The sequence below is a fragment of the Rhizobium sp. NXC24 genome (assembly GCF_002944315.1).
Classification (GTDB): Bacteria; Pseudomonadota; Alphaproteobacteria; order Rhizobiales; family Rhizobiaceae; genus Rhizobium.
Genome location: NZ_CP024314.1, coordinates 1976383 through 1989784, shown reverse-complemented (window position 1 = coordinate 1989784; position 13402 = coordinate 1976383). Strand labels below are relative to the sequence as shown.

Below are 13402 nucleotides of genomic sequence, written 5' to 3'. Positions count from 1 at the left end.
GAATGGGTCAAAAGGAGGAAGCTGTGAAGATCGATCTGAATTCTGACATGGGCGAAGGTTTCGGTCCTTATCGGCTATGCGATGACGAAGCGATGATGAAGATCGTCTCGTCCGCCAACATTGCCTGCGGCTTTCATGGCGGTGACCCGGATACGATGGCGCGCATGGTGCGTCTCGCAAAGGAAAACGGCGTGGGGATCGGCGCGCATCCGGGTCTGCCGGATCGATCCGGTTTCGGCCGGCGCGAGATGCCGTTTCAGCCGGACGAACTGCGGCAGCAGATGCTTTATCAGCTCGGCGCTCTGATCGCGATCGCCAAGAGCCAAGGCATGAGGGTCAGTCATTTCAGCTTTCACGCGGCCATGGGCAATATGGTCAATCGCGATCCAGCGCTCGCCGATCTGATGATGGATGCCATTTTCACCGTCGATCCTCGCCTGGTGATATTCGTCACGGCCGGCAGCGAAATCGAGAAGGCGGCAAAACGCGCGAAACTCAGGACGCTGGCGCTGTTTCTGGCCGACCGCGCCTATGACGCCAGCGGCGCGCTTGTTGCCCGCGGTCTGCCGGGCGCCCTCGTCAAGGATGAGGCTTCTGTTCGGGCGCGAGTGCGTCGTTTTCTGACCGATGGCACCGTCGAGGCCATCGACGGTACCACCATCGCCATGCCGGCCCGGTCGATCCTTGTGCATAGCGATACGCCCGGCTCCTTGGAGCTTGCCCGCATTGTCCGCAGCGAAATCGAGGCTTCCGGCGCCACGCTCGCGCCTGCGGCCGAACTTGCGTCCTGATTGCCTAAAGCATGTCGCGCAAAAGTGTGCAGCGGTTTTGCGACAACGACATGCGCAAAAACAAGAGCTTAAAGCGCAAGGAGCGAATCCCAGAGATCGTGACGCGCTTTAAGGCAACCAAATTTTCCCATCTCAGCGAAAGATCATGCCGATGTCTTCCATAGCCGATCGCCTCAAAAACGTCTCCATCTCCGCATCCGCCGCCATGACCCAGCGCGCCAGGGAACTCGCCGCCAAGGGCATCAAGGTTGTCAGTCTCTCGTCCGGCGAGCCGGACTTTCCAACGCCCGCTCATGCGATCGAGGCAGCGCACGCCGCAGCGTTGAACGGCGAGACGAAATATCCGCCGATGGATGGCACGCCGGCACTGAAGGCTGCGATCAGCAGAAAGTTCAAGCGCGACAACAATCTCGATTATGATGCCAGCCAGATCGTCGTGTCCGGCGGCGGCAAGCAGGTGATCTTCAACGCGATGCTCGCGACCTGCAATCCCGGCGACGAGGTCGTTATTCCCACTCCGTCCTGGGTTAGCTACGCCGACATCGTCAAGTTTGCCGGCGGCGTGCCCGTGGCAGTGCCTTGCTTCGAGCAGGCTGGATTCAAGCTGCGTCCCGAGGATCTGGAGGCTGCGATCACGCCGCGTACGAAATGGCTTATCCTGAACTTCCCGAACAATCCGACAGGTGCCGCCTGCTCGCGCGCCGAAATGGCCGCGATTGCTGACGTCATGCTGCGCCATCCGCACGTCTGGATCCTGACCGACGATATCTACGAGCACCTGGTCTATGACGGCTTTGAATTCTGCACGATCGCCGATGCCGAACCCAGGCTTTACGACCGTGTCCTGACGATGAACGGAGTTTCGAAAGCCTATGCCATGACCGGCTGGCGGTTGGGATATTGCGCCAGCGGATCGAAGGAGCTGATCGCGGCGATCAGCAACGTCAACGGCCAGAACAGCGGCGGGATCGCCACCGTCTCGCAGGCTGCCGCGATCGCAGCGCTCGACGGTCCCCAGGATCTCCTCAAGGAACGGGCGGCCATCTACAGGGAAAGACGCGATTTCGTTCTCAATCAACTGTCGAAGGTCGAAGGGCTGCGTTGCCACAAGCCCGAGGGTGCCTTCTACCTCTATCCCAACATGTCAGCCCTGATAGGCAAGACGACCAAGGGCGGACGCAAGATCGAGACTGATGTCGATTTCGTCATGGCGCTCGTGGAGGAGCATCACGTCGCGACAGTGCAGGGTGCCGCCTATGGCATGAGCCCTTATTTCCGCATCTCCTATGCGACAAGCATGGAAATGCTTGGCGAGGGCTGCGCGCGTATCGCCCAGTTCTGCCGCGATATGCACTGACACCGGATCGTGCCCACCGGCCCGGTTTCCGGGTCGGTGGGCGCGAGGCCCGTTGCCAAATCTAGAGTTTTAGCCGTTCGGTCAGTTCGACAAGGATATCCTTGACGGCGAATGCCGGCTCCGACAGTGAACTCTGATCGGACGTGCAAAGCGACAGCGTTTCCTCGATGCGGGGCGAGACGAGCCGGCAGACAAGAGGCTCGCTCGATTCCGACACGATGCGGTCAGCGATCGCCTTCGGCATGATGGTCGCGCCAAGCCCGCTGCCAACCGCGCGCCCCAGGGTTCGCACGATTTCCACTTCGGCCACGACCTTGAGGTTGATCCGGCTGCGCGTGAAGGCGGCATCGATGGCCCGACGCACGAAATTATAAGCCGGCGGCAACAGCATCGGCATTCCGTCCAGTGCGCTGACCGGCAGGGGCTTCGGGTCTGAATCGATCGCGAAATTGCGATGAGCGACGAAATAGAATTCCTCCCTGAGGATCGGTTCGAACCGTACGCCCTTGATCGGCCCGATGCCGTGGATCAGCGCCATTTCCAGCCGGCCGTTCATGATCATCTGGCTGTAGGTCTGGCCGACGCTCTCGGTCAGATGAAGCAGAATGCCGGGGTGCCGCTTTCTCGTTTCCGCCAGCAGCTCGACCGAGAGCGTGGCAGCGCTGCTGAAAGGCACGAGGCCGATGGAAACGCGTCCCGCAAGCGAATTGCCGGCGGCTGCCGCATCCGTCTGTGCCTGTTCCATCTGACGGAGAATGATCTGCGCATGCCGGTAGACCGCATGTCCGGCATCGGTCATGCTGACGCCCTGCTGGCTTCGGATCAGCAGTTTCTGCCCGAAATGCTCCTCGAGCGCCGCCAACTGCTGGCTCAGCGCCGGCTGGGCGAGGTGCAGGATATCGGCGGCCCGCGTAATGCTGCCGCTGTCAACGATGGCGATGAAGGATTTGAAACGTCTGATATCCATGGCATTGGGTACTATTCTGTCTTCCGGGGCATGTTTGCAGACGCGCATCTGTTTTGCAACGCGCGTCGATGCGGGAAGGCCATGTAGGCTCCGGCAAAAAGGCGCAATTACCCGCGGCAACAGCCCGCTCGCTTGCGGCCGGTCGATCTCCATAAAAGTTGCTTATTACTCCAAAAATAATCGGTCTTAGGCAAGGAGTTGAAGCTCCGCTAATGTCTGCGGCAACAACAAGGGGATCAGAATGCCATTCTCTGATTACAAGACCGCGTTGGTCACCGGCGCCTCCTCCGGTATCGGCGCTGCAGTGGTGGAGCGGTTTCGCCGCGAGAACATCGAAGTGCATGCGATTGCCCGCAGCGCTGGTCCATTGACGGAACTGGCAGAACGTACGGGATGTATCGCTCACGTCATCGATGTGACGGATCGTGCGGCCATCGCCGATCTTGCGAACCGCGTTCAGTTCGATATTCTGGTCAACAATGCCGGCGTTGACCGGCCGAAGAAATTCCTCCAGGCGGACGAAGAGGACATTGATCTCCTCATCGACGTCAATCTCCGCGCCGTCCTGCATATTTGCCGCCTGATCGTGCCCGGAATGGTGGCTCGCGACCGCGGGCATGTCATCAACATCTCCTCGATTGCCGGCAACTATAATTTCGGCGGCAACTCCACCTATCACGCCGTCAAGGCAGGCGTCGCCATGCTGTCGAACCAACTGCGTATCGACGCATTCGGCAAGCGCGTCCGCGTGACCGAAATCTGCCCCGGCCGCGTCGCGACCGATATTTTCAACCACGTGCACGGCAGTGATCCCAGCGTGCGCGAACGCTTCATCGATGGGTTCGAGCTGCCGCAGGCCGCCGATATCGCTGACGCAATCGCCTTTGCGATCGCCGCGCCGGTCGCGGTTAATATCGGCCATATGGAGATCACCCCGACATTGCAGGTGATGGGCGGCCTTCAGACGGCCAAGCCTCAGCCCCATGACGCGGAAGGTGCGAAGCCGTGAGCGGGTTCGATCTTTCGGCGATCCTCAGCAATCCGGACTATCAGGCGATGCTCCTGCAGGGCATCGAGATGACTTTCGTCATCTACATCGGCTCCTGGCTGCTTGCCATGACACTCGCCATCCTGCTGTTTGCGCTTCGGATGTCGCCGCTTCGCGTCGGTGATCCCATCGTAAAGGCCTACGTTTCCTATCACCGCAATGTGCCTACACTCGTGCAACTGATGCTGTGGTATTTCGGGATCTATTCGTTGATGCCGCAGGGCATCACGGATTGGCTCGCCAACCACAATGCCGAAGCCATTTTCGCGGTGATCGGGCTGGGATTGTGTCAGGCTGCCTATTTCAGCGAGGACTTGCGTTCCGGCCTACGCTCCGTCAGCCCTGGGCAGATGGAAGCAGCCAAGGCGCTCGGGCACGGCTATCTTTCCGCAATGCGTTTCGTGATCATGCCCCAGGGGCTGCGCAATGCGCTGCCGCCGCTGATCAATCATAGTGTATCCCTCTTCAAGAACAGCAGTCTCGCCATCGTTGTCGGTGCGTCGGAGCTTACGCATGCGGTGAAGGAAATCGACAATGTCAGCTTCCGCACCTTTGAGATCTATTTGATCGGCACCGTGATCTATCTGTTCTTCTCCCTGATCATCATGGCCCTGGGCGCATTTCTTTCCATGCGGTCCGATCCGATGCGGAGGGCGCGCGCGTGATCCAGGACGTTATCAACATCATCCATGACTATTGGCTTTTGTTGCTGATCGGCCAGTATCCCAATGGCCCGCTGGGCGGCCTTGCGAATACGCTCATTCTCTCGGCGCTCGCCATCGCGCTCGCATTCCCCGTCAGCATCCTGCTAGCCATGGCTCGCCTTTCCAAATGGGCGGTCCTCCGGTGGCCGGTGACGGGCCTGGTCTACATCACACGCGGCGTTCCGCTGCTGATGCTGATCCTTTGGTCCTATTTCCTCGTTCCGCTCTGGACTGGCGCGGACGTGCCGAGTTTCCTGATCATGCTGGTAACGCTGGTGATCTATGAGGGGGCGTTCTTGAGCGAGGTCGTGCGGGCCGGCATCGTTTCACTCGGTCAAGGGCAAATGGATGCCGCCAGGGCTCTCGGCCATAGCTATATCGGCGCGATGCGCTTCGTGATCCTGCCGCAGGCGCTCTACAATATGATCCCGAGCATGATCTCGACCTTCGTCTCGACGATCAAGGATACGACGCTTGGTTACGTCATCAATGTACCGGACCTGACCTTTGCTGCGAGCCAGGTGAACAACCAACTGCTCTCGCAGCCTTTCCAGGTCTTCTTCATTCTCGCCGTGGCCTACTATCTGCTCTGCTGGAGCCTGACCCACATTGCCAACACGGTTGAAAAGCGAATTGCCCGCAGGCGTGCAGGGCCAAGCAAAGTTCGCCTTCGCACCGACGTCCTTCCCCTCAAGACATTTACGGAGCAGCTATGAGCATCCCAGTTTCCGGGCCGCAGGACGCTCAGGAGATACGTCTTCATGAGGTCTGCAAGAATTATGGTCATTATCCGGTGTTGAAGAACATCAACGCCGCCGTCAGCCGCGGCGAGGTGGTCGTCATTTGCGGGCCGTCCGGTTCCGGCAAATCCACCCTGATCCGCACGATCAACAGGCTGGAAGAGATCAATAGCGGTTCGATCAGTTTTGAGGGAAAGAATATTCATGCCCCGATGGGCGGTGCCGAACTCAACCGGCTGCGTAGCCAGATCGGTTTCGTTTTTCAGAATTTCAACCTGTTTCCCCATCTGTCCGTCATCGACAACGTTTCCATGTCGCCAATCCGCGTCAAGGGCGTGCCGGCGAACGTAGCGCGCGACAAGGCCATTTCGCTGCTTGATCGAGTGGGCCTTGCCGACAAGGCAAATGCCTATCCCGGCCAGCTTTCAGGCGGTCAGCAGCAGCGCGTGGCAATCGCCCGCGCGCTCGCGATGGAGCCGCCCGTCATGCTCTTTGACGAACCAACGAGCGCGCTCGATCCGGAGATGGTGGGCGAAGTGCTCAGCGTCATGAAAAGCCTGGCGGCCGAGGGGATGACCATGCTCTGCGTCACCCACGAAATGGGCTTCGCCCGCGATGTGGCGGACCGGATCTGGTTCATCGACGCAGGCGAGATCCTGGAAACCGCTCCTCCGGAGGAATTCTTCAAAAATCCTCGCCATCCCCGAGCGCAGCGCTTTCTTTCCGATCTGCGCCACTAAGCATCTGAAATCAATAATAAGGAGAACAGCAATGAACTGGAAATACCTCACCGTAACGCTGGCACTCACGGGCACCGCTGTCGCCATGCCGGCCAAGGCCGACCAACTCGACACGATCATGTCAGCCAAGACGCTGCGCTGCGCGACCTATGCGGATGTTCCGCCGTTTTCCTCGCCTGATCCAAAGACCCGCGAAATGGCGGGATTCGACGTCGATCTGTGCAAGGCGATCGCGAATGAACTTGGCGTAAAGGCCGAGATCAAGCCGATTTCGGTCGAGGCGCGTGTCCCGGAAGTCAAGCTTGGCCGGGTCGACATCACGGTCGCCAACCTTGCCTATACGCTGAGCCGCGCGGAGCAGATCCAATTCAGCGATCCCTACTATGTCGCCAAGGAAATGCTCATTGTTCCCGCCGATGACGCCGGCAAGAAGAAGGCCGATTACGAGGGCCAGCGTCTCGCCTCGACCAAGGGCTCGACGTCGGAGCTGGCGATCAAACTCAACAAATCCGACCCGCTGACCTTTCAAGATACGGGCTCTGCCTACCTTGCCGTTCAGCAGGGGAAGGCGCGCGGCATGGTCGCGAACACCATGACGACGACGCTGCTTGTCAATCAATCGAAGACCAAGGGCAAGCAGATGCGCATGATCGACGAGCCCATGCTGCTGGAGCCGGTCGGTATCGGTATGCAGAAGGATCAGCCTGCGCTGACCGCAAAGGTCAATGCAATCCTGCACAAGCTGGATGACTCCGGCGAGATCAACAAGATCTGGGAAAAGTGGCTTGGTCCGAACACGGAATACAAGATGACCCGCAACGAGAAGGTCGTACCGATCACCGAATTGAAGTTCGACCCGATCCCCTGACGCCGCATCTTCGCGCCTAGTCAATTCTCCATCCGAAAATCCTTGTTGATTGCCGGCGGCGGTATGCCTGCCGCCGGCCTAAACCATGAGAAGTTTCCATGACCCACATCAAAGATATCGCCGAGCGACCGAGCACCGCAGACATCGAAGCGCTCGCCAAATTCTCGCCCGCAACGATCCATGAAGCCCAGGGTCGCCGCGGCGCGCTCTCCTCGCGTCTGAAGCCCGTGGACTATCGCATGAAGCTTTGCGGTCCGGCGTTCACGGTGAAGTGCGCGCCGCGCGACAACATCATGCTGCAGCTTGCGATCAACTACGCCAAACCGGGCGACATCATCGTCGTGTCTGCGGGAGAATACGAGGAAGCGGGCTCCTTCGGCGATGTTCTGGCCAATGCTTGCCTTGCCAAGGGCATCGGCGGCTTGGTGACCGATACAGGCGTGCGCGATACGCTTCAATTGAGGGAACTCGGGTTTCCGGTCTTCTCACTCAGCGTCTGCATCAAAGGCACGGTCAAGGAGACGCTCGCTGCGGTCAACGATCCGATCATCGTCGGCGGAGAGATCATCAATCCTGGTGATATCATCGTCGGCGACGCGGATGGTCTTGTCGTCGTTCGCAGAGAGGAAGCGCGGGAGGTCGCGCGGCTTTCGCAGGCGCGTGACGATGCCGAAGCGGGCTACATCGAAGCCTATAGGCAAGGCAAATCGGTCATCGAAGTCAGCAAGCTTGAGCCGGTGCTGAAAGCCAAGGGCCTCATCGTCGATATCTGACCAGTTATTTCCCGATCAGGCCGCCTAGCTGCTATTCGAAACCTAGTGTCCTGCCTCATCCATCGCAAAGGCGACTTGCAGTTCCATCTGAACCGCATGCATGAAGCGGCTCGCTTGGCGCGATATAGCCTCCTCGGTCATACCTTGCCGTTCGAGCGCAGCGGCAAGCGCCGCCATCTCCGACCGCCAGAAACGGTTAGCTTCCTCGCCATGAAGGCGCTGGAGAGCTTCTGCGCATCGTTTGACTTCGGCTACGCGCCGATCGGCAGGAAACTGTACAACCGTCATACTGTCTTCGTCCTTGTAAGTCGAATCACCTCAGAATGACGCAGCATTGCCGCCGGACCTTCACAAATGGTGAACCGGCCGTTTTGGCCCGCTTTTTGCGATCTGCAATGGCAGCTCGTCCGGCAGTGGCATTGCGTCTCATCAACGGAACAAGGGGCAACTGGATCTGTAGCTGGTCCAATTGTTGCATTCCTAAATGGCCCTATAGACGCGCCCGTACCGCCGTCGCGTTGTGGAACATTCCTATGCAACCGGAGTTCATATGTATGGCTTTGTGCTGCCAAGCCTCTCATGCGTCGTGATGTGGTCTGATGGCGGCGCTCGCCGCGCCTCCGGGAGGCATTACGATGGCCCAGCCTATGATCACCCACAATCCTCACAGCACGGCAAGCATTGCCGGCCACCCTGTCCACGCAATGCTGATACCATTCCCGATCGCCTTCTTCGTCGCGACCTTCGTTTGCGACCTCGTTTTCTGGCGAACCGGCAATGCAGCCTGGGTCACCGGTTCGCTCTGGCTGCTCGGGGCCGGCCTGATCATGGCCGCGCTGGCCGCTGTTGCCGGACTCACCGACGTCCTTGGCGACGCCCAGATCCGTAACCTTCAGGACTTATGGCTTCACGCCGGCGGCAACGTCCTTGTCGTCCTGATCGAGCTTTACAACTGGTACTCGCGATATGCCCACGCAGAGGCGGCGGTGGTGCCGGTTGGCCTCGTCCTGTCGCTGATCGTTGTCCTCATCCTCCTGTTCACGGGTTGGAAAGGCTGGGGAATGGTCTATCGACATCATGTCGGCGTCGCGGATGAATCGGACGAAATGCGCTGAATACTGTCAGCGTGATTGTAGTCGGCCTCGCTTGCTGCAAAAAATCCGGTCGGCGGACCGGAGAAGGTCCTGTAAACCAACGCCAGAGGTCCTGCGTTGCACCTGTCGCCGCGTTGCACTGGGCCTGCCAATCGCGCCTACGCGCTTGTTGTCAGAGTAGAGATCTGATCGGTATCGTAGCGGCTCCGCAAGTCGGCAAGCGCGCTTGGATCGGGAGAGCCGTGTGCAGCGAGCTTCGCAAGCTCTTCGAAATAATGCTCGTGTCCGGGCGGAGAGACGGTCATCAGCACGCGCGCCGGCTTTTCGCTGACATTGGTGATGTTGTGCGGCACGCCCGCTGGAATGAACAGGTAGGTACCCGGGGTAGCGCGGATCGTTTTTTCGCCGACGTGCCAGAGGCATTCGCCGTCGAGCATGTAGAAGGTTTCCTCCTGCACGCGATGGATATGCCGGCCGGTGGCAAACCCGGCTGGGATCGTCCAGTCGAACATGCTCGTGTGTCTCGTATCCTCGCCGGTGACGAGAAACACCATGGGATGGCCACGCAGCATGACCCCCTTGTTCTCGTCAGGCATGCGGATGACAGGGGCGGCGCTCATCTTATCCTCCATTGGCTCGGTGCTGCTTCCGCAAGCACCCACCCAGAATGCCACCGCCCTGTCGGACAGTCCTGAAGCCGTTCCGAAATTGTTGCGAAAAGATCGCAAACGGTATCTTCTTCAGGAATGGTTACAAGCCTCACGTTTGGCCCATTTCGCCTCGACGCCGATGCCGGGATCCTGTTCCACGGCGACAAGCCGACGCCGCTCGGTCAGCGGGCGGTTGCGTTGCTTGCGCTGCTCTTGGAGCGGTCGGGTTCACCGGTTTCGAAGGAAGCGCTAATCGAGACTGCATGGCCCGGGCTCGCCATAGAGGACAGCAACCTGACGGTCCAGATCGCGGCGGTGCGGCGGGTTCTCGAAAACCTTAGCGGTGGCGGATGCTGGATAGAGACGCTGCCACGACGCGGCTATCGTTATGTCGGACCGGCGGTCGCAGTTGATGGTCCTGATTCGGCAGCCGCGGTCTTGGCTACGACAACGCCGACATTGCCAGACAAGCCTTCGATCGCGGTTTTACCGTTCTCCAACCTGAGCGGCGATCCTGAACAGGATTATTTCACTGACGGGATGGTTGACGACATCATCACCGGCCTAGCGCGCATCAATTGGCTGCTCGTCATCGCGCGTAACTCGACCTTCATCTACAAGGGTCGCGCGGTGGACGTGAAGCAGGTCGCCCACGAGCTCGGTGTCCGCTACGTGCTCGAAGGCAGCGTGCGGAAAGCCGGTGGCAGCGTACGCGTGACCGGCCAGATGATCGATGCATCGACCGGCGCTCACGTATGGGCTCAGCGGTACGACCGCTGCTCTACCGATATTTTTGCGCTTCAGGACGAGATCGCCCTATCGGCTGTCGGTGCAATCGCACCCAGCCTGCGGCGTGCCGAAATCGATAGGGTGAAGCGCAAGCGTCCCGACAGCCTCGATGCATATGATCTTGTGCTGCGGGCGCAGCTCGACGTGGATTCCGGCATGCCGGACCGGGTTGCGCGAGCGCTGGTGATGCTCGATCGTGCCATCGAACTCGATCCGGGTTATGCGCTGGCGCATGGCAATGCCGCGATGTGCCATCATTGCCTCTTCCTGCGCGCCGGCCTGCAGGAAGCCAACCGTGCCGCTTCCATCCGCCATGCTCGCTCAGCGATCCTCCACGGACAGGATGATGCATCCGCCCTGACCCTTGCGGGTTTTTCCATTGGCATGGATGGACATGACCGGAAAGCTGCTTTCACCGCACTGGAAGCCGCACTCGCCATCAGCCCGTCATCTGCCCTGACCTATATCTTGGGAAGCGTCATTCTCGGATGGGGCGGAGAAGCAGAGCGGGCCATCGAGTGGAGCGAGCGGGGCATGCGGCTGAGCCCATTTGACTCATGGGCTTTTGCCGCATTCGATGCGCAAGCGATGAGTCATTTGCTGCTTGGCCGCTATGATGAAGCCTGTCGCGCAGCCTACAAGTCTGTTCAGGCCAATCCCGCACACAGCATCACCCATGTGCAATTGGCTGCCGCCCTGGCCAAGCTCGGCCGGCTGGAAGAAGCGAGGGCAGCCGCTGCGCGGGTGCTTGAGCTGCATCCAACGTTTCACTTCGGCCGCCAGTTTGCAGGCGTCGACTGTGCGCCGGCGCTCGCGCAATGCCTTGGTGATGCGCTACGTGCTGCCGGCCTGCCGGAGTAGCGCGCATCGACCCTGCCGGCGCCTTCGACGGGGTCCGCGTTCGGATCCCATAACGAGCAGATATTCGGCGCCTTGAAAGTAATTTTCAGCAACAGAAGCGAGATATGTTTCCGGATAATCGCAGATCGGCTTCGCAGAACTTACGGTTCTGAGATCGAGTGAGAATATAGTCAACTTTCTACGGCGTTGCTTCGGCTAAAGCGCCGGCGACGCGATAACTGGGCCCTGCCGTCCTCGATTACGTGATTGCGGCCAAGATAGCGTGCAGCATTCTCAGTTATCGGTGGTCGTTTTGTACCAGCCCACACCGCCGAAGGTAGGCCCGTGTTCTGCATAAAGAGACGACTGCGTGCCGGATCGACCGCACGTCTGCGCAGTGACTGTGAACAGACCAAAAATGGTCAACAAATTGTTAGTCATGAGGCTTGCGCGCCGCGATATTAACTGCTTCAGAGGAAATAAATAAGAATCTACTTTGCAAGTAGATGTGATTTCGTCTACCTAGTGGATGAATAAGCCTGGAAGTATATTAGCAAAGTACTGTTTTTGGGGAAGGGTACTATTTTGGTTTATAGAAAACGATTGATTGGGGCGATCGGCATTTCGGTAGCCATTAGTTCTTTATTGAGCGGCGCTGCTTACGCTACGACATTGCAGCAGGCAATTGACAAGACAATGAAGACCAACCCGCAGATCATGGAGGCTGCCCAGAATAGGGAGGCAACCGAGTTCCAACTGCGGCAGGCGAGGGGGCTTTATCTGCCGTCGGTCGATCTGGAGTCGGGTTATGGTCGCCGTAGGCTTTCGGATGTCACGTCGGGAGCCCTGACGCGTAGCACGGATTACCTAAATCCGGCCGACGTCAGCTTGACGATTACGCAGACGTTGTTTGACGGCGGCGACCGCAAGGCACAGAAAGATAAGCAGGCGGCTCGTGTCGACAGCGCATCCTTTCGCGTCCAGCAGCGCTCGGAAGCCTTAGCGCTTGAAGTGACCCAGGATTATCTCGAATATATGCTGCAGACGGAAATTGTCGCGGCCGCGGAAAAGAACGTCGCCTTCCACAAGCAGATGGTCGGTAACATCGAGGATAGCATTAAGGGCGGGGCCCTTACCGATGCCGATCGTTATCAGGGCCGCGAGCGCCTGCAGGCGGCAAATGCCCGTCTTCAGGAAGCCAAGCAGGAACTGGATGCGACGAAGATCCGCTACCTTCAGGTCGTCGGCGAACCGATCAGCAATGCCCAGCGTCCGGCCTCCGTGTCGCATTACCTGCCGAAGACGCTGGATGATGCTGTCTTCATCGCCCAAAAGAACAATCCGCAGATTTCCTCCGGCAAAGCTGACGTGAACGCCGCGGACGCCGATGTCCGCGGTTCCAAGTCTGCCTTCCTGCCGAAGCTGGACCTTGTCGGCAGCGCCCGTATCGGTGACGATGTGGACGGCAACAAGGGCAACACCAACGACGTCCAGGTCGGTGTCGTCGCCAAGTGGAACCTCTATCACGGCGGCATCGATACCGCCCATCAGCAGGAACTGGTCCGTCGCGCCGCCGAACAGCGTTATGCGCTGAGTGAAACATATCGCGAGGTCGATCAGTCTGTTCGTTCCGCTTGGAGCGAGCGTACCAATCAGGCCCAGCTCGCGCGTATCCTGGACGGGCAGGAAAAGACAAACGCCCAGCTCGTGACGTCCTATCGTGAGCAGTTCAAGGTCGGTCAGCGCTCCCTGCTCGATCTGTTGGATGCCCAGAACACTCGCTTCAACACCGAGGTTTTGGCCAAGACGGCGGACGTCGCCTCGCTCTTTGCCGAATACAAGATCCTTGCCGCATCGGGCAGTTTATTGTCGACGATGAAGCTGAAGCCGGTCGATCAGGCAACGCCTTATGCCCGTGATCAGTTCAGCGTGTCGTCGAACACGGCTGATCCCGGCTATACCAAATACGACTCGCATCAGAAGCCCGGCCTGCCGATGGATCTGCTCGAGCCGATTCGCTAATCGTCGCGATCCGGATTGG

14 protein-coding genes are annotated in these 13402 nt (G+C 59.1%); 11 read left to right on the top strand and 3 right to left on the bottom strand.

Annotated features, from left to right (window positions below):
- Positions 1-23 precede the first annotated feature (23 nt).
- Together NXC24_RS33220 and NXC24_RS33215 are read left to right on the top strand one after the other, a co-directional pair.
- On the top strand, positions 24-791 hold the full coding sequence (locus NXC24_RS33220; RefSeq protein ID WP_104827970.1) for a 5-oxoprolinase subunit PxpA: 768 nt from the start codon (positions 24-26) through the stop codon (positions 789-791).
- A 151-nt stretch (positions 792-942) separates the two neighbouring features.
- Positions 943-2148, top strand: coding sequence for a pyridoxal phosphate-dependent aminotransferase (locus NXC24_RS33215; protein ID WP_104827969.1), 1206 nt, complete (start codon positions 943-945; stop codon positions 2146-2148).
- Between the two features lie 61 nt (positions 2149-2209).
- Here NXC24_RS33215 and nac read toward each other — a convergent pair whose 3' ends face one another.
- Positions 2210-3115 (bottom strand): nitrogen assimilation transcriptional regulator NAC, encoded by a 906-nt coding sequence (nac, locus tag NXC24_RS33210; RefSeq protein WP_104827504.1) that lies wholly within the window; start codon positions 3113-3115, stop codon positions 2210-2212.
- 241 nt (positions 3116-3356) lie between these two features.
- Between nac and NXC24_RS33205 the strand changes: the two genes are divergently transcribed.
- From NXC24_RS33205 to NXC24_RS33180, 6 genes are all read left to right on the top strand, one after another.
- Positions 3357-4124: an SDR family oxidoreductase gene (locus NXC24_RS33205; protein WP_104827503.1), complete on the top strand. Its 768-nt coding sequence runs from the start codon at positions 3357-3359 to the stop codon at positions 4122-4124.
- A complete protein-coding gene (locus tag NXC24_RS33200; protein WP_104827502.1) occupies positions 4121-4828 on the top strand; it encodes an amino acid ABC transporter permease in 708 nt (235 codons plus the stop codon). Before NXC24_RS33205 ends, NXC24_RS33200 begins: the two co-directional genes overlap by 4 nt.
- Positions 4825-5583 carry an amino acid ABC transporter permease gene (locus NXC24_RS33195; RefSeq protein WP_104827501.1) on the top strand — a complete coding sequence of 253 codons (759 nt, stop codon included), beginning with the start codon at positions 4825-4827 and terminating at the stop codon, positions 5581-5583. The genes NXC24_RS33200 and NXC24_RS33195 overlap by 4 nt, the downstream gene beginning before the upstream one ends.
- A complete protein-coding gene (locus tag NXC24_RS33190) occupies positions 5580-6347 on the top strand; it encodes an amino acid ABC transporter ATP-binding protein (protein ID WP_104827500.1) in 768 nt (255 codons plus the stop codon). The genes NXC24_RS33195 and NXC24_RS33190 overlap by 4 nt, the downstream gene beginning before the upstream one ends.
- Positions 6348-6378: 31 nt before the next feature.
- Positions 6379-7215, top strand: coding sequence for an ABC transporter substrate-binding protein (locus NXC24_RS33185; protein WP_104827499.1), 837 nt, complete (start codon positions 6379-6381; stop codon positions 7213-7215).
- Positions 7216-7313: 98 nt separating this feature from the next.
- Positions 7314-7988, top strand: coding sequence for a 4-carboxy-4-hydroxy-2-oxoadipate aldolase/oxaloacetate decarboxylase (locus tag NXC24_RS33180; RefSeq protein ID WP_104827498.1), 675 nt, complete (start codon positions 7314-7316; stop codon positions 7986-7988).
- 42 nt (positions 7989-8030) lie between these two features.
- On the opposite strand, the gene NXC24_RS33175 is transcribed toward NXC24_RS33180, so the two are convergent.
- Positions 8031-8276, bottom strand: coding sequence for a DUF6074 family protein (locus NXC24_RS33175; RefSeq protein ID WP_104827497.1), 246 nt, complete (start codon positions 8274-8276; stop codon positions 8031-8033).
- 347 nt (positions 8277-8623) lie between these two features.
- Between NXC24_RS33175 and NXC24_RS33170 the strand changes: the two genes are divergently transcribed.
- Positions 8624-9103, top strand: coding sequence for a DUF2231 domain-containing protein (locus NXC24_RS33170; protein ID WP_245464119.1), 480 nt, complete (start codon positions 8624-8626; stop codon positions 9101-9103).
- Positions 9104-9240: 137 nt separating this feature from the next.
- On the opposite strand, the gene NXC24_RS33165 is transcribed toward NXC24_RS33170, so the two are convergent.
- On the bottom strand, positions 9241-9702 hold the full coding sequence (locus tag NXC24_RS33165) for a cupin domain-containing protein (RefSeq protein WP_104827967.1): 462 nt from the start codon (positions 9700-9702) through the stop codon (positions 9241-9243).
- A 126-nt stretch (positions 9703-9828) separates the two neighbouring features.
- Between NXC24_RS33165 and NXC24_RS33160 the strand changes: the two genes are divergently transcribed.
- Together NXC24_RS33160 and NXC24_RS33155 are read left to right on the top strand one after the other, a co-directional pair.
- Positions 9829-11382 (top strand): winged helix-turn-helix domain-containing protein, encoded by a 1554-nt coding sequence (locus tag NXC24_RS33160; protein ID WP_104827496.1) that lies wholly within the window; start codon positions 9829-9831, stop codon positions 11380-11382.
- 594 nt (positions 11383-11976) lie between these two features.
- Entirely contained in the window at positions 11977-13383 is a 1407-nt protein-coding gene (locus NXC24_RS33155; RefSeq protein ID WP_281060757.1) for a TolC family outer membrane protein, read from the top strand.
- The last annotated feature ends 19 nt before the right edge of the window (positions 13384-13402 follow it).